17 protein-coding genes are annotated in these 14877 nt (G+C 69.7%); 8 read left to right on the forward strand and 9 right to left on the reverse strand.

Annotated elements, in window-relative coordinates:
• Positions 1 to 626: RNA polymerase sigma factor (locus J0695_RS02190; RefSeq protein ID WP_242552106.1), on the reverse strand; the 626-nt coding region annotated here is incomplete at its 3' end.
• A 46-nt stretch (positions 627 to 672) separates the two neighbouring features.
• Here J0695_RS02190 and trpS point away from each other — a divergent pair.
• Positions 673 to 1707, forward strand: coding sequence for a tryptophan--tRNA ligase (trpS, locus tag J0695_RS02195; RefSeq protein ID WP_206959595.1), 1035 nt, complete (start codon positions 673 to 675; stop codon positions 1705 to 1707).
• 129 nt (positions 1708 to 1836) lie between these two features.
• Positions 1837 to 2415: a 2'-5' RNA ligase family protein gene (locus J0695_RS02200; RefSeq protein WP_206959597.1), complete on the forward strand. Its 579-nt coding sequence runs from the start codon at positions 1837 to 1839 to the stop codon at positions 2413 to 2415.
• Positions 2416 to 2433: 18 nt separating this feature from the next.
• Here J0695_RS02200 and J0695_RS02205 read toward each other — a convergent pair whose 3' ends face one another.
• From J0695_RS02205 to dprE1, 7 genes are all read right to left on the reverse strand, one after another.
• Complete coding sequence (locus J0695_RS02205) at positions 2434 to 3231, reverse strand: ABC transporter ATP-binding protein (RefSeq protein ID WP_206959599.1); 798 nt, start codon at positions 3229 to 3231, stop codon at positions 2434 to 2436.
• 25 nt (positions 3232 to 3256) lie between these two features.
• On the reverse strand, positions 3257 to 4036 hold the full coding sequence (locus J0695_RS02210) for an ABC transporter permease (RefSeq protein WP_206959601.1): 780 nt from the start codon (positions 4034 to 4036) through the stop codon (positions 3257 to 3259).
• Positions 4033 to 4836, reverse strand: a complete 804-nt coding sequence (locus J0695_RS02215; RefSeq protein WP_206959603.1) for an ABC transporter permease — start codon at positions 4834 to 4836, stop codon at positions 4033 to 4035. The genes J0695_RS02210 and J0695_RS02215 overlap by 4 nt, the downstream gene beginning before the upstream one ends.
• Positions 4833 to 5804 carry an ABC transporter substrate-binding protein gene (locus J0695_RS02220; protein WP_206959605.1) on the reverse strand — a complete coding sequence of 324 codons (972 nt, stop codon included), beginning with the start codon at positions 5802 to 5804 and terminating at the stop codon, positions 4833 to 4835. Before J0695_RS02220 ends, J0695_RS02215 begins: the two co-directional genes overlap by 4 nt.
• A 347-nt stretch (positions 5805 to 6151) precedes the next feature.
• The gene (locus J0695_RS02225) at positions 6152 to 6436 is read right to left on the reverse strand and encodes a PIN domain-containing protein (protein ID WP_206959607.1); all 285 of its coding nucleotides are present in this window, start codon (positions 6434 to 6436) and stop codon (positions 6152 to 6154) included.
• Positions 6437 to 6542: 106 nt separating this feature from the next.
• Positions 6543 to 7298: a decaprenylphospho-beta-D-erythro-pentofuranosid-2-ulose 2-reductase gene (gene dprE2 / locus J0695_RS02230; RefSeq protein ID WP_206959609.1), complete on the reverse strand. Its 756-nt coding sequence runs from the start codon at positions 7296 to 7298 to the stop codon at positions 6543 to 6545.
• Positions 7299 to 7325: 27 nt separating this feature from the next.
• Positions 7326 to 8687, reverse strand: a complete 1362-nt coding sequence (gene dprE1 / locus J0695_RS02235; RefSeq protein WP_206959611.1) for a decaprenylphosphoryl-beta-D-ribose oxidase — start codon at positions 8685 to 8687, stop codon at positions 7326 to 7328.
• A 151-nt stretch (positions 8688 to 8838) separates the two neighbouring features.
• Between dprE1 and J0695_RS02240 the strand changes: the two genes are divergently transcribed.
• Genes J0695_RS02240 through J0695_RS02255 form a run of 4 tightly spaced genes read left to right on the forward strand, consistent with a single transcriptional unit; the run spans position 8839 to position 11654 of the window.
• On the forward strand, positions 8839 to 9363 hold the full coding sequence (locus tag J0695_RS02240) for a phosphatase PAP2 family protein (RefSeq protein ID WP_206959612.1): 525 nt from the start codon (positions 8839 to 8841) through the stop codon (positions 9361 to 9363).
• Entirely contained in the window at positions 9356 to 10312 is a 957-nt protein-coding gene (locus J0695_RS02245; protein WP_206959614.1) for a decaprenyl-phosphate phosphoribosyltransferase, read from the forward strand. The genes J0695_RS02240 and J0695_RS02245 overlap by 8 nt, the downstream gene beginning before the upstream one ends.
• On the forward strand, positions 10309 to 10740 hold the full coding sequence (locus J0695_RS02250) for a GtrA family protein (RefSeq protein WP_206959616.1): 432 nt from the start codon (positions 10309 to 10311) through the stop codon (positions 10738 to 10740). The genes J0695_RS02245 and J0695_RS02250 overlap by 4 nt, the downstream gene beginning before the upstream one ends.
• On the forward strand, positions 10728 to 11654 hold the full coding sequence (locus J0695_RS02255) for a YihY/virulence factor BrkB family protein (RefSeq protein ID WP_206959618.1): 927 nt from the start codon (positions 10728 to 10730) through the stop codon (positions 11652 to 11654). The genes J0695_RS02250 and J0695_RS02255 overlap by 13 nt, the downstream gene beginning before the upstream one ends.
• Here the strand turns inward: J0695_RS02255 and J0695_RS02260 are convergent.
• The gene (locus tag J0695_RS02260) at positions 11602 to 12831 is read right to left on the reverse strand and encodes a D-alanyl-D-alanine carboxypeptidase family protein (RefSeq protein ID WP_344104676.1); all 1230 of its coding nucleotides are present in this window, start codon (positions 12829 to 12831) and stop codon (positions 11602 to 11604) included. The genes J0695_RS02255 and J0695_RS02260 overlap by 53 nt on opposite strands.
• A gap of 121 nt (positions 12832 to 12952) precedes the next feature.
• On the opposite strand from J0695_RS02260, the gene J0695_RS43625 reads away from it, so the two are divergent.
• Positions 12953 to 13195: an SCO4848 family membrane protein gene (locus tag J0695_RS43625; protein WP_242552104.1), complete on the forward strand. Its 243-nt coding sequence runs from the start codon at positions 12953 to 12955 to the stop codon at positions 13193 to 13195.
• A gap of 99 nt (positions 13196 to 13294) precedes the next feature.
• Positions 13295 to 14851 (forward strand): ABC transporter substrate-binding protein, encoded by a 1557-nt coding sequence (locus J0695_RS02265; protein WP_206959621.1) that lies wholly within the window; start codon positions 13295 to 13297, stop codon positions 14849 to 14851.
• Positions 14852 to 14877: the final 26 nt, after the last annotated feature.

A 14877-nucleotide genomic window follows, 5' to 3' on the forward strand; every position in this document is an offset into this window, starting at 1 on the left:
CCCCCGCCCCCGCCGTCCGGGGGCGGCAGCAGCCGCCCCAGCTTCTTCAGCCCCCTGTTCAGCCGCGATTTCACGGTCCCCCGGGGCCAGCCCAGCGCCTCGGCGGTCTCCGCCTCGTCCATGTCCAGCAGATAGCGGTACGTGACGACGAGCCGCTGCTCCTCGCCCAGCTGCCCCAGCGCAGCCCTCAGCAGCGCCCTGCGCTCCGTCTCCAGCGCCGCCACCGCAGGGTCCGCCGAGTCCGGTATCAGCGGCTCCGCCTCGAGCAGCGCCGCCTCGCGCCCCGTCGCTGACCGCAGCCGGACCGCCGAGCGCACTGTGTTTCTCGTCTCATTCACGACGATCCGCAGCAGCCACGGCCGGAAGGCCGCGCCGTCCCGGAAGGTCGCCAGTGACCGGTACGCCTTGAAGAAGGCCGACTGCACCACGTCCTCGGCGTCCGAGCCCGCCCCGAAGGCCACCGCCGCCCGGATCGCGATCCCCGTATGGGCGCGCACCAGCTCCGCGTACGCCTCCGGCTCCCCGGCCCGTACGCGCGCGATCACTGCGGCCTCGTCGACAGCGCCGATCAGGCCCCCCTCCCGAGCAAGCCCCCGGGTCCCCTCCCGCGTCCTCACACCTTTCATACACCGGGCGACGGGGATCGGTTCCACACCTGAGAGAATGATGTGCATGGCCTCTGAACGTCCCAGCGTGCGCAGCGTGCGTCCCCGTGTGCTCTCCGGAATCCAGCCCACCGCAGGCTCGTTCCACCTCGGCAACTACCTCGGCGCGGTCCGCCAGTGGGTGGCCCTGCAGGAGTCCCACGACGCCTTCTACATGGTCGTGGACCTGCATGCGATCACCGTTCCGCAGGACCCGGCCGAGCTGCGCGCCAATACGCGCCTCGCCGCCGCCCAGCTGCTGGCCGCCGGGCTCGACCCCGAGCGCTGCACGCTCTTCGTCCAGAGCCATGTCCCCGAGCACGCCCAGCTCGCCTGGGTCATGAACTGCCTCACCGGCTTCGGCGAGGCCTCGCGCATGACCCAGTTCAAGGACAAGTCCGCCAAGCAGGGCACGGGCAACGCCACCGTCGGCCTCTTCACGTACCCGATCCTCCAGGTCGCCGACATCCTGCTCTACCAGGCCGACCAGGTCCCGGTCGGCGAGGACCAGCGCCAGCACGTCGAGCTGACCCGCGACCTCGCGACCCGCTTCAACGGCCGGTTCGGCGACACCTTCACGCTCCCGGCGCCGTACATCCTCAAGGAGACGGCGAAGATCTACGACCTGCAGGAACCGACCGCCAAGATGAGCAAGTCGGCGGCGACCCCCAAGGGCCTGATCAACCTCCTCGACGACCCCAAGGTCTCGGCGAAGAAGATCAAGAGCGCGGTCACCGACACCGACACCGTGATCACCTTCGACGCGGCGAACAAGCCGGGCGTCTCCAACCTCCTCACCATCCTCTCCACCCTCACGGGCGCCACCGTCGAGGAGCTGGTGACCGGTTACGAGGGAAAGATGTACGGTGCATTGAAGGGCGACGTGGCCGAGGCCGTCACCGACTTCGCCACCCCCTTCCGCACGCGCACCCAGGAATATCTCGACGACCCCGAGACGCTGGACTCCATCCTGGCGAAGGGCGCCGAGAAGGCCCGTGCGGTGGCGGCGGAGACGCTTTCCCAGGCGTACGAACGCGTGGGTTTCCTGCCCGCCAAGCACTGACCCGATCAGCGGGACCAATGCCCTGACCAAGGACTCTGGCCACAGGGGCAGCCTGCCCGCCACACTGCACGCAGAGGGCAAGAACCCGACAGCGCCCCGCCAGGCGCACCGACAGCGGAGGAGAACGACGTGGGGACCGTAACGCTCGGCGTTTCGATCGCGGTCCCGGAGCCGTACGGCAGCCTGCTCCAGGAGCGCCGCGCCGGCTTCGGCGACCCCGCCGCGCACGGCATCCCCACGCACGTCACGCTCCTGCCGCCCACCGAGGTGGACGCCGCCGCCCTCCCCGCGATCGAGGTGCACCTCGCGGGGGTCGCGGCGGCAGGCCGCTCCTTCCCGATGCGGCTGTACGGGACAGGGACCTTCCGCCCCCTGTCCCCGGTCGTCTTCATCCAGGTCGTCGAGGGCGGCTCGGCCTGCTCCTGGCTCCAGCAGCAGGTCAGGGACCCCGCGGGCCCGCTCGTCCGGGAGCTGCAGTTCCCGTACCACCCGCATGTGACGGTCGCGCACGGCATCGCCGAAGAGGCCATGGACGTGGCGTACGAGGCCCTGGCCGACTTCGAGGCGGCCTGGCTCTGCGGTTCCTTCGCCCTGTACGAACAGGGTCAGGACGGCGTCTGGCGCAAGCTCCGCGAGTTCGTCTTCGGCGGGGGCGGCGGAGTGGTGCCCCCGCAGAGCGCCACGCAGGGCGTCCCGGCCGTCCCGTAGCGGACGGTCAGGAGATGGTCAGCCGGCACCCCCTGGCCGCGCCTCGCGCTTCGCCGCCTGGATCTGCTCATAGACGTGGGTCCGCAGCTCGGTGAAGCGCGGAGCGGCCCGCGTGTGCAGCTGGTCCCGCTCGCCCGGCAGATCGATCTTCAGCTGCTCCTGTACGACGGTGGGGGAGGCGGAGAGGATCAGCACCCGCTCCCCGAGGTACACGGCCTCGTCGATGTCGTGCGTCACGAAGAGGATCGTGATCCCGCGCTGCTGCCACAGCCCGCGCACCAGATCCTCCAGATCGGCGCGCGTCTGCGCGTCGACCGCCGCGAACGGCTCGTCCATCAGCAGCACTTCGGGTTCGTACGCCAGTGCGCGGGCGATGGCGACCCGCTGCTGCATCCCGCCGGACAGCTGCCACGGATAGGCCTTCGCGGCATCGGCGAGACCGACCGACTCCAGCGCGTCGGATACCAGCTCGCGCCGTCGCGGCTTGCTCAACTTCTTCTGTCTGAGCGGGAGTTCGACGTTCTCGCCCACCCGCATCCAGGGGAAGAGGCTGCGTCCGTACTCCTGGAACACGAACGCCATCCCCGGCGGCGGCCCGCCGACCCGCCGCCCGTCCAGCAGGACATCGCCCCCGGTCGGCGCCAGCAGCCCGCCCACGCACTTCAGCAGCGTCGTCTTGCCGCAGCCCGACGGGCCCACCAGGCAGACGAGTTCGCCGGCGTCCACGGAGAAGGTGAGGTCCCGTATCGCCTCGGTGCGGCGCCCGGACCCTTCGTAGGCCTTCCGCAGACCTGATATCTCAAGAAGCGCGTGCATGGACCGCCCTTTCAGGAGCCGAGGCTCACGGAGACCGCCGGGTGACCGCGCGCCGCCCGTGGTACCAGCCGAGTACCCGGCGCTCGACCAGCTGGAAGAGCACCGAGAGCAGAAAGCCGAGCAGCCCCAGAAGGAGAATCCCCGTCCACATGTCGGGGATCGCGAACCCGCGCTGGAACTGCACGATGGTGAAACCCAGCCCGTTGCCGGCCGCGAACATCTCGCTGATGACCATCAGGATGATGCCGATGGACAGCGCCTGGCGCAGCCCCGCGAAGATCTGCGGACTCGCCGAGCGCAGCACCACGCGCCGCAGCCGGGCGGTGCCCGTGATGCCGTACGAGCGCGCCGTCTCGGACATCACGGAGTCCAACGCCCGTACGCCCTCGGCCGTGTTGAGCAGGATCGGCCAGACGCACCCGCTCGCGATCACCACGATCCTCATCGTGTCGCCGATGCCCGCGAAGAGCATGATGACCGGGATCAGGACCGGCGGGGGCAGTGCGCGCAGGAATTCCAGGACCGGTTCGCAGACGGCACGCACGCTCCGATACGAACCGATGACCGCGCCCAGCGCCACACCCACGACGGCCGCCGCCGTGTACCCGCCGAGCAGCCGCAGCACGCTGGGAAGCACGTCACCGCGCAGCCGTTCACCCGTCCAGACGTCCGGGAAGGTCCTCAGGATCGTGCGCAGGGACGGCCAGTACACATTGGTGCTGCCCTCCGACGCCACCCACCAGAGCGTGAAGAGCAGTGCGGGCAGGCCGAGTACGAACAGCAGCCGGGCGAGTGCGCGTTTCACAGCGCGACCTCCCCGCGCACCGACTGATGCCAGACCAGCGCCCGCCGCTCCACGGTGCGGGCGCCCACATTGATCAGCAGCCCGAGCAGCCCGGTGGCCACCACCAGCGCGTACATGTCCGGTACGGCCTGCGAGGTCTGGGCGACGGCGATCCGTGCGCCCAACCCCGGTGCGCCGATAACGAGTTCAGCGGTCACGGCCAGGACGAGGGCGACCGCGGCGGCCAGCCGCACACCCGTCATGACGTACGGGAGGGCGGTGGGCCAGAGCACATGACGGACCCGCGCCCACGTCCCGAGCCCGTACGAGCGCGCTGTCTCCTCAGCCACCGGGTCGACGTCCTGGATCCCGTACAGGACCTGGACGAGGACCTGCCAGAAGGAGGCGTAGACGACGAGGAGGAGGACGGAGCGCAGTTCGGCGCCGTAGAGGAGCACGACGAGGGGGATCAGGGCGACGGAGGGTATCGGGCGGAGGAACTCGATCGTCGACGCGGTGGCCCGCCGGAGATACGGGACGACGGAGACGACCACCCCGGCGACGATGCCCGCGCCGACCGCGATGGCCAGGCCGATCGCCCAGCCGGTGAGGGTGTCGCCGAGTGCGGTCCAGAAGGCGTGGTCGCCGAGCTCGGTCCCAAGTGCCGTGGCGATACGGCTCGTTGGCGGAAAGTAGTCCTCGGAGACGAGGCCGAGCCGCGGGACCGCCTCGCCGAGGGCGAGGAATCCCGCGAGCCCGGCGGCGCCGAGTGCCGCGTTCGTACGGCTGCGGCTGCGGCTGTGGTCACGGCTACCGCTCACGGCAGCAGCTTGTCGAGGTCGGGCGTCTTCTTGAAGAGCCCGTCCTGCTCGCCCAGTTTCTCCAGGGTCTCGATCGCGGGGCGGTCGGCCTCGGCGGGCCACTGCGGGAGCGTCAGCTCGGAGAGCAGGTTCGCGGGGATCTTCGTGTACGTGGTGAGGGCCTTGCGGACCTCGTCCGGGTGCGTGTTGGCGTAGGCGAGGGACTCGGCCGTCGCCGCCTGGAAGGCCTTCACCACGGCCGGGTTGGCTTGCGCGTACTGCGTCGAGCTGAAGTACATCGCGATGGTGAGGTGCTCGGCGACGTCGACGTACGGCCAGGCGATCTCGGTGCCGCCCTGGCTCTTGATGGTGGTGAGCGCGGGCTCGACGGCCATGGCGGCGTCGATCTGGCCCTTGGCGAGCGCGGCGGGCATCTGGTCGAAGGCGAGTTCGACGAACTTCACCTTGGAGGCGTCGCCGCCCGCCTTGCGCACCGACTCGCGTACCGCCGTGTCGTTGATGTTCTTGAGCGTGTTGGTGGCGACGGTCTTGCCCACCAGATCCTTGGCGGACTTGATCGGGCTGCCCTTCTTCACCGCGAGCCCGCCGAAGTCGGCGCCGGGTTCGCCGGTCGAGGCAACCCCGTTGGCGATGGCCTGTACGGGAACGCCGTTGGTCTGGGCGATCATCAGCGAGGTGACGTTGCTGAACCCGAACTGGAACTGCCCGCTGACCACGCCCGGCACGATCGCGGCGCCGCCCTGCGCGGGGGTGAGGGACAGTTTCAGCCCGTTCCTGCTGAAGAAGCCCTTCTCCTGGCCCAGATAGAGGGGGGCGACATCGAGGATGGGGATGATCCCGACCTTGACCGTGGTGGGGCTGCCGGACGACGGGCTCTTGCCCGACTTCCCGGAGCCGCCGGACGAGCCACAGGCCGACGCGGCGACCAGCAGGGCTCCGACCGTGAGACCGGCGAACAGGCGACGCATGGCTCCTCCTGTGCAGACGTCAGTGTTGCGACAGGTTGTGCACGTAGTTCATGTGTCACGGCGTGCGTGCGATGGCGTTCAGCGGACGGTAGAGCCCGCCATCGGGCGGGGTCAATGCATCTGGCGACAACATTGTTGACAGTTACCGAAATAGGCTCCGCCGTCAGCCGGCAGGCACGCGATCCAGGGCGAGGTCGAGCCCGAGCCCGAGGGCGGCGAGGTAGGAGCGGTTGGTGGAGATCTGCAGGGGGTGTTGACCGTGCGCCACGGCGGCGCGGTGTGACTGCGAACGGTGTCTCCGTCGCCCGGGCCGGGCCCGCTGCAACCCGGTGAGCTTCCGATGCCCGTCAGAGGTCGTCGGGCAGGAGCCGGAATGAGTCGTGGGCTGTGAGCGGGCGCATCATGCGGAAGTGCGCGTCGGAGGTGAACACGTCTGTTGTCTGGAAGGTGGCGGCGAGGACCACGTTCATCGCGTCCGCGAGTCCGACGCCCTTTCCTCCCGCAGCGCCTTTGTAGCCGCGCATGACGGCCATGCCGCTTCTGAGGTGTGACGACGTTTCCGGGATCTCGAACCGGCTGGCTTCGGTCTGCTGGGCGATGAAGTACGAGGTTCTCGGCGTCGCTGCGCTCAAGGATGACGTCCACGTCGCAGAGGGCGGGGGCCACGCTGGTCTGCGACGTCGGCCCGCCCCTGGATCGGAGGAGGCGGGGCGACGCACGTGCCCGTACGGCCCGGCCTCAGACCGGCAGCCTGCGGAACAGCGGTCGCGGCACGTGCCGCAGCGCCGACATCACCACCCGCAGCGCCCCCGGCACCCACACCGTCTCCGAGCGCCTCCGCAGCCCCGTCTCGATGGCGGCCGCGACCGCCTCCGGCGTCGTGGCCATCGGCGCCTCCTCAAGGCCCGCCGTCATCTTCGATCGTACGAAGCCGGGCCTGACCACCATCACGTGCACCCCCGTCCCGTGCAGCGCGTCGCCGAGACCCTGCGCGAACGCGTCCAGGCCCGCCTTGCTGGACCCGTAGATGAAGTTCGCCCGCCGCGCCCGCTCGCCCGCCACCGACGACAGCACCACCAGCGAGCCGTGGCCCTGGCCCTGGAGTGCCTTCGCGCAGATCAGGCCGGCCGAGACCGCGCCCGTGTAGTTGGTCTGCGCGACCCGTACCGCCGACAGCGGTTCGCTCTCGTCGCGCGACTGGTCGCCCAGGATGCCGAAGGCGAGCAGCACCATGTCGATGTCGCCTTCCGCGAAGACCTTTCCGAGCGCGACCTCGTGCGAGGCCGAGTCGAGCGCGTCGAAGGCGACGGTGTGCACGTCGGCACCCAGTGAGCGGAGCTGTACCGCGGCCTCCTCCAGGGCGGGGGACGGGCGTCCTGCCAGCCAGACCGTTCGGGTGCGGCGGGCCACCAGGCGGCGGGCGGTGGCCAGCGCGATCTCGGACGTACCGCCGAGGACGAGCAGGGACTGCGGGGTGCCGAAGGCGTCCTTCATGGCGGGGCTCCTAAAGGGGCTAAGGGGCTAAAGGGAGAGGCGGCGGGAGAGGTCCGAGGTGAAGACGGAGGTGGGGTCCAGCTCGGCGCGCAGGGCGCGGAACGCGGGCAGCTTCGGGTACATCCCGGCCAGCGACTCCGGGCGCAGGCGCGAGTCCTTCGCCAGGTAGACGCGGCCGCCCGCCCCCGTCACCTCCTCGTCCAGTTCGTCGAGGAAGGCGCCGAGGCCGGTGAGGTTCGCGGGGATGTCCAGGGCCAGGGTCCAGCCGGGCATCGGGAAGGACAGCCAGCCGGGGTCGCCCTCGCCGAAGCGCTTCAGTACGGCGAGGAAGGACGGGCAGCCGCGGCGCGAGATCCGGCTGACGATGCGGCGCAGGGTCTCCTCCTGTCCGTAACCGACCACGAACTGGTACTGGACGAACCCGCCGCGGCCGTACACCCGGTTCCAGTGCGGGACTCCGTCCAGGGGGTGGAAGAAGGTGGACATCTTCTGGAGTTCGCCCGTACGGGACTTGGGCGCCCTGCGGTACCAGAGCTCGTTGAAGAGAGAGACCGAGGTACGGCCGAGCAGGCCTTCGGGGAAGAAGGCGGGGGCCGCCGGCAGCCGGCCGGGGCGGAAGGCGAGAGGCTCGCGCCTGGCCCGTACCGGAAGCGCGTCCAGCGGTGCGTGGTCGCCGCGCGTCAGCACCGCGCGGCCCGTCGCCGCCCCCCTGGCGAGGAGGTCGATCCAGGCGACCGAGTAGCGGTACCGGTCGTCGGTGGCCGTCAGCCGGGACATCAAGTCGTCGAGATCCGTGGCCCGTTCGGTGTCCACCGACATCAACGACGTTTCCACGGGGTGGAGTTCGACCGTCGCAGAGAGGATGACGCCGGTCAGACCCATCCCGCCCGCCGTCGCGTCGAAGAGGTCGGAGCCGGGGAGCGCGGTCTGGACCGTGCCGTCCGCGATCAGTACGTCCATCGACTGCACATGGCGCGAGAAGGAGCCCGACACATGGTGGTTCTTGCCGTGGATGTCGGCCCCGATCGCGCCGCCCACTGTGACGTAACGGGTCCCGGGGGTCACCGGTACGAACCAGCCCAGCGGCAGCAGCACCTCCATCAGCCGGTGCAGGCTCACCCCGGCGTCGCACACCACCACCCCGGCGACCGCGTCGATGCCGCGGATCCGGTCGAGCCCGGTCATGTCGAGCACCGCGCCGCCGGCGTTCTGGGCGGCGTCCCCGTAGGCGCGCCCCAGGCCGCGGGCGATCCCGCCGCGCTCCCCGCATTCACGTACCGCGGTCGCCGCTTCTTCGTACGTACGCGGGCGGACCAGCAGCGAGGTCGTCGGGGCGGTGCGGCCCCAACCGGTCACGGACGTCACGGATGTGGTGGTTTCGGCAGGCATGCAGGTGACCGTATCGCTCCTACACGCACCGAAACGGGTGATTAAGGGAGTGTCACCCGAGATGGCCGTGATTATTGGGCTTTGCCCTAGAAGTGTGACGTGGGTGTGCGGCCAACTGGCCGGACGCCTGGTACGGAGAAGGGGTGACGACATGCACGCCATTGACGCCGACCACAGACTCCTGTCGGCGATGCGTGACTGCGGTGCCGACCCGCGTATCGCGGCTGCCGCCCGCGCGCTCTCCTGGAGCGGCGAGCACGGCGCGCTGTGGCTGGCCGCGGGTGCGGCCGGTGCGGCGCTCGACCGCGAACGGCGGGGGGCCTGGCTGCGGGGCACCGCGCTGATCGGCGCCGCGCACCTCGCGAGCATGGGGGTCAAGCGGCTGGTACGGCGCCCGCGGCCCCAACTCCCTTTCCTGCAGCCCCTGGTGAAGACAGCGGGCCGCCACTCCTTCCCGTCCTCGCACGCCACGTCCGCCGCCGCGGCCGCTGTCGCCTTCGGCGCGCTGCGGCCCGCGGGGCGCCATGTGGTGCCGCCGCTCGCCGCCATGATGTGCGTCTCGCGGCTGGTCGTCGGCGTCCACTACCCCTCGGACGTGGCCGCCGGCGCCCTGCTCGGAGGGCTGACCGCAGGGTTCGGCGCGCAGTGGATGAAGAGGGGCGTGGCGCATGTCTGAGCCCGGCGCCGTAGTCCTCGACACACCCCAGCTCCAGCCGCCGGAACCCTCGGTCGGGCGCAAGGCCATGGGTCTGCCGCTCGGACTCCTCAGGACCGCACGCCCCCGCCAGTGGATCAAGAACATCCTGGTGGTCGCCGCACCCGCCGCAGCAGGCGAACTGCTCACCAAGGGAACGTTTCTCCAACTCGTCCTGGTCTTCGTCCTGTTCACCGCCGCCGCCTCGGCCGTCTATCTGATCAACGACGCGCGCGACGCCGACGCCGACCGCGCCCACCCCACCAAGTGCCGCCGCCCGGTCGCCGCGGGCCAGGTCCCCGTCCCCGTCGCCTACGCCGCGGGCGGCATCCTCGCGGTCCTCACGACCGCGGCCGCCGTCGCCTGGTGCAACGAGCTGACGGCAGCCCTCCTCTCCGGCTACATCGCGATGCAACTCGCCTACTGCGTCTGGCTCAAGCACGTCCTGGTCGTCGACCTCACCGTCGTCACCACCGGCTTCCTGATGCGCGCGATGATCGGCGGAGTCGCCCTCGGCATCCCGCTCTCCCGCTGGTTCCTGATCACCGCGGGCTTCGGCGCGCTCTTCATGGTCTCCGCCAAGCGCTACTCCGAAGCCGTCCAGATGGAGGGCAAGGGCGGGGCGACGCGGGCCCTGCTCGACCAGTACACGACCGGATACCTGCGCTTCGTCTGGCAGTTGGCGGCGGGCGTGGCCGTCCTCGCGTACTGCCTCTGGGCGATGGAGAGCGGCGGCACCTCCAACGGATCCCTGCTGCCCTGGCGCCAGCTCTCCATGGCCGCCTTCATCCTCGCGATCCTGCGTTACGCGGTCTTCGCCGACCGGGGCACCGCCGGGGCCCCCGAGGACGTCGTCCTGCACGACCGGGCGCTCGCCGTCATCGGACTCGTCTGGATCGCCCTGTACGCCCTCGCCGTGGCCGACCTGTGACGGGCATCAGCCGCAAAGAGGTGGCGGGTTTCGCGCTGGCCGGGATCTTCGCGTACGCCGCCGATCTCGGACTCTTCGTCTGGCTGCGCTCCTCGCTCTCCTGGGACCCGATCACCGCCAAATCCGTCTCGTTCCTGGCCGGTTGCACGGTCGCGTACCTCGGCAACGCCTTCGGTACGTACCGGGGCCGCAAGGTCGGGCTGCGCGAGTACGCCGTCTTCTTCGGCGTGAACATCGCCGGTGCGCTCGTCCAGCTCCTCTGCCTCGCGGTTTCGCACTACGGCCTCGGCCTCACCTCGCCCCGCGCCGACACCTTCTCCGGCGCGGTCATCGGCATGGCCCTCGCCACCTGCCTGCGCTTCTGGGGCACGCGCACCCTGGTGTTCAGCCGACCGGCGGAGGGTACCCGCACCTCATGGACTGGCTGAAAAACCTACCCGTCGTCGGGCCGCCGCTGACCCGGCTGATGGGCACGCACGCCTGGCGCAGTTACGAGACCCTCGACCGGGTCCACTGGTCACGGCTGGCCGCGGCGATCACATTCATCTCCTTTCTGGCCCTCTTCCCCCTGATCACGGTCGCCGCGGCTATCGGCGCGGCCCTGCTCCCGGACGAGAAGCTGCATTCCATGGAGAACAAGCTCGCCGAGCAAGTGCCGGGAATCTCCGACCAATTGGACCTGCAGGCGCTCGTTTCCAATGCCGGCACCATCGGTCTGGTCGCCGGAGCGCTGCTGCTCTTCACCGGTATCGGCTGGGTCGGTTCGATAAGGGAATGCCTGCGCGCCGTATGGGAGCTGGAGGACGAGGAAGGCAATCCGTTCCTGCGCAAGCTCAAGGACGGCGGGGTGCTGCTCGGCCTCGGCGGCGCGGTCCTCGCCTCCTTCGCCGCCTCCGCGATCGGCTCCACCGCCATCGGCTGGACCGCCGACAGGACCGGGATCGACGAGAACGGCGTGGGCAGCGTCGTGCTCCAGATCGCCGCCCTTGCCGTGGCGGCCGCCGCCGATTTCCTGGTCCTGCTGTACGTACTGACCCTGCTGCCCGGGGTCACCCCGCCGCGCCGCCGGCTGCTGACCGCCGCACTGATCGGCGCGGTCGGCTTCGAGCTGCTGAAACTCCTGCTCAGCAGCTATATGAAGGGCGTCGCCTCCAAGAGCATGTACGGCGCCTTCGGAGTGCCCATCGCCCTGCTGCTGTGGATCAACTTCAGTGTGAAACTGATGCTGTTCTGCGCCGCCTGGACGGCGACAGGGCACTCCGGCGAGGAAGCTGTCGGCGAGGAACCCGTCAGCGACGGGGAAGACGCCGAACCAGCTCCGGAAGCGGCCACTTCCGGTTGACCAGGAACACTCCGGCCGCCAGCACGATCAGCAGCCCGCCGGTGACGGCGAGCGCGATGCCGATGCCGCTGGAGCCCTCCTTGCCCGCGACGGCCGCGGCCGTCGCGGGCCCCTTCTTGCCCTTGCCGTCCTGCGTCGCCGGGGGTGTCGCGCCGCCCGTCGTCGCCGACTTCGGCGCGACCAGGTCGCCGACCGGAGTGACCTTCCCGGCCGAGGCGAAGCCCCAGTCGAGCAGCCTGGCCGCCTCCTTGTAGACCGCCTGGCTCTCGCTTGAACTCGGGTTCATGACCGTGACGAGCAGGACCCGGCCGTTGCGCTCGGCGACCCCGGTGAAGGTCGCGCCCGCGTGCGTGGTGTTGCCGTTCTTGACGCCGGCGATCCCCGGGTACTGGGTGACGCCGTTGGCCCCGGTCAGCAGACGGTTGGTGTTCTGGATGCCGAAGGTCTCGCGCTTCTTGCCCTTCTTCTGGACACCGGGGTACTGGGCGTCCGCCGTGGCGCAGTACTCGCGGAAGTCCTTCTTCTGCAGACCGTTGCGGGCGAAGAGGGTGAGGTCGTACGCGCTGGACAGCTGCAGCGGGGCGTCGTAACCGTCCGGGGAGACGACCCGGGTGTCCAGCGCCTGCAGTTCGTCGGCGTGCTGCTGCATGTCCGCCACCGTCTTGGCGACGCCGCCGTTCATGGCGGAGAGCACATGCACCGCGTCGTTGCCCGAGCGCAGGAAGACCCCGAGCCACAGGTCGTGCACCGAGTAGGTGAGGTTCTCCTTGATGCCGACGAGGCTGGAGCCGTCCCCCATGCCGGCCAGGTCGGACGGGGCGACCTTATGGGTCTGGGTCTTCGGGAACTTCGGCAGGACCGTGTCCGCGAAGAGCATCTTCAGCGTGGAGGCGGGCGCGAGACGCCAGTGCGCGTTGTGCGCGGCGAGGACATCACCCGACTCGGCGTCCGCGACGATCCACGACCGCCCGGAGAGATCCTTCGGCAGGACGGGCGCACCGGCGCCCAGCTTCACCTGCGTACCCGCCAGGGCGAGCGCGTCGCCGCCGACTCGGGACATACGGGCGGGCGGCTTCGGGTCGTCGGCCGAACCGGACGCCGCGGCGGGCGCGGCGGACAGGGCGGGCAGCAACGCGGCGGCGAGGACCGTCAGGGCGGTCTTTTTCACGGCAGACACGGACGAGAACGTACAGGGCCCAGGCCCTTCGGCCCACACCACGGGGGTGACCCGCCGCCCGGGGCCCACCGCCGGCCCACCCCGGCGCAGCCGTGCGGGGTACGAAAGCAATACTGGAGGGATGAAGCTCAGTCGCCCCGTCTCCTGGTTCCTGCTCGCCTTCGGGGTGTGGTCCTGGTTCATCTGGATCACTTTCGTCAAGAATCTTGTGAAGGACGGCAGCGGACTCGCCTTCGACGACGCGGGTGACCCGACCACGTACTTCTGGGTCCATCTGCTGCTCGCCATTACGTCCTTTCTTCTGGGGACGGCCGTGGGCGTGATCGGGTTCCGTGGACTGCGTGCCCTGAGGGGCGTTAGCTAACGATTTGGGATGCTGTCAAGACCGCCTCTTCCCGTGAAGAAACCGGTGTGATTGGGTGAACGCCAATATGCGGGTGGGGTTTTTGAGGAGAGCGCGGCAATGCGGTCGATCCGTCTTCGGATTCTGATGTTCTGTGTCGTATTGGCGATCGTCGGCGTGGGCGCCTGGCAGCTGTTGCCCGACAGCGGGGTGAAGAAGACGCCGATCAGGGTCGGCACCACGGACGTCGTCTCCTCGCTGGACCCCGCGGTCGCCTACGACGCCGGTTCATGGGCGCTCTACAGCGAGGTGTACCAGTCGCTGATGACGTTCGACCGAGGTTCGGCGACCCCGGTGCCCGATGCCGCCACCAGCTGCCGGTTCGAGGACTCCTCGCTGCGCACCTTCAGCTGCCGGCTCCGCGACGACCTGCACTTCTCCAACGGGCACAAGGTCACACCCGAGGACGTCGTGTTCTCCTTCCGCCGTGTCCTGAAGATCCACAACGACAACGGCCCCGGACCGCTCCTCGCCACCCTCGACACGGTCGACTCGGCGGGCGACAAGATCACCTTCCACCTCAAGACCCGTGACGCGACCTTCGCGTCGAAGATCGCCACCGGCGCGGGCGCGATCCTCGACCACACCGCCTACCCGGCGACGAAGGCGCGCGAGGGCGGCACTGTGGACGGCTCGGGTCCGTATGTGCTCAAGGAGTACAAGGACGGTGTCAGCGCCACGCTGGAGCCGAACCCCCAGTACAAGGGCGCCATCAAGAAGTCCGGCACGGCCATCGCGATCAGCTACTTCAAGCAGCCCGAGCAGCTCAACGCGGCCTGGAAGTCCGGGCTGGTCGACGTGACCCACCGCGAGCTGCCGCCGTCGGTGCTCTCCAAGCTCTCCCCGGGCGCGGCCGACATCCACGTGAACGAGGTCAGCGGCAGCGAGATCCGCAACCTCGTCTTCAACGTGCACAAGAACGCGCCGTTCGCCAATGTCGCCCTGCGCAGGGCCGCCGCCTGGCTCGTGGACCGCGCACAGCTCGCCGACCAGGTCTACAGCGGCACGGTCGAGCCGCTCTACTCGGTGATCCCGCAGGGCCTCGTCGGACACAGCACCTCGTTCTTCGACAGCTACCCGAGCGTCGACGTGAGCGCGGCGCGGAAGGTGCTTGAGCGCGCCGGGGTGCAGACCCCGGTGGAGATGAACTTCGCCTACTCCTCGACCAGCACCACCGACGCCGAGGCGGCGCTGCTGAAGAAGCAGCTGGAGACCGGCGGCCTGTTCAAGGTCAAGCTGACCGGCGTGGCCAAGTGGCAGGCGTTCCAGGACGGATACGCGGCCGGTAAGTACGACGCGTACGCGCTCGGCTGGATCGCCGACTACCCGGACGCGGACAACTACGCCCAGCCGCTCGTCGGTACCGACAACAGCCTCTCCAACGGCTTCACCGACCCGGAGATCGACCGGCTGATCACGCATACCCAGGAGTTCAACGACCGGGCGCGCACCGCCCAGGACTTCCGGACCCTCCAGGACCTGGTCGCCAAGGATGTACCGCTGATCCCGCTCTGGCAGCGCACCGACTACGTACTGACCAACAAGGACGTCACCGGCGGCCAGTACCTGTCGGACGGCACGGGCGTCTGGCGCCTGTGGGAACTGGGCTGGATCTAGGAGCAGTCCGGTGGCCGGCGGTCTGC

The organism is Streptomyces beijiangensis, from assembly GCF_017315755.1.
Lineage (GTDB): Bacteria > Actinomycetota > Actinomycetes > Streptomycetales > Streptomycetaceae > Streptomyces > Streptomyces beijiangensis.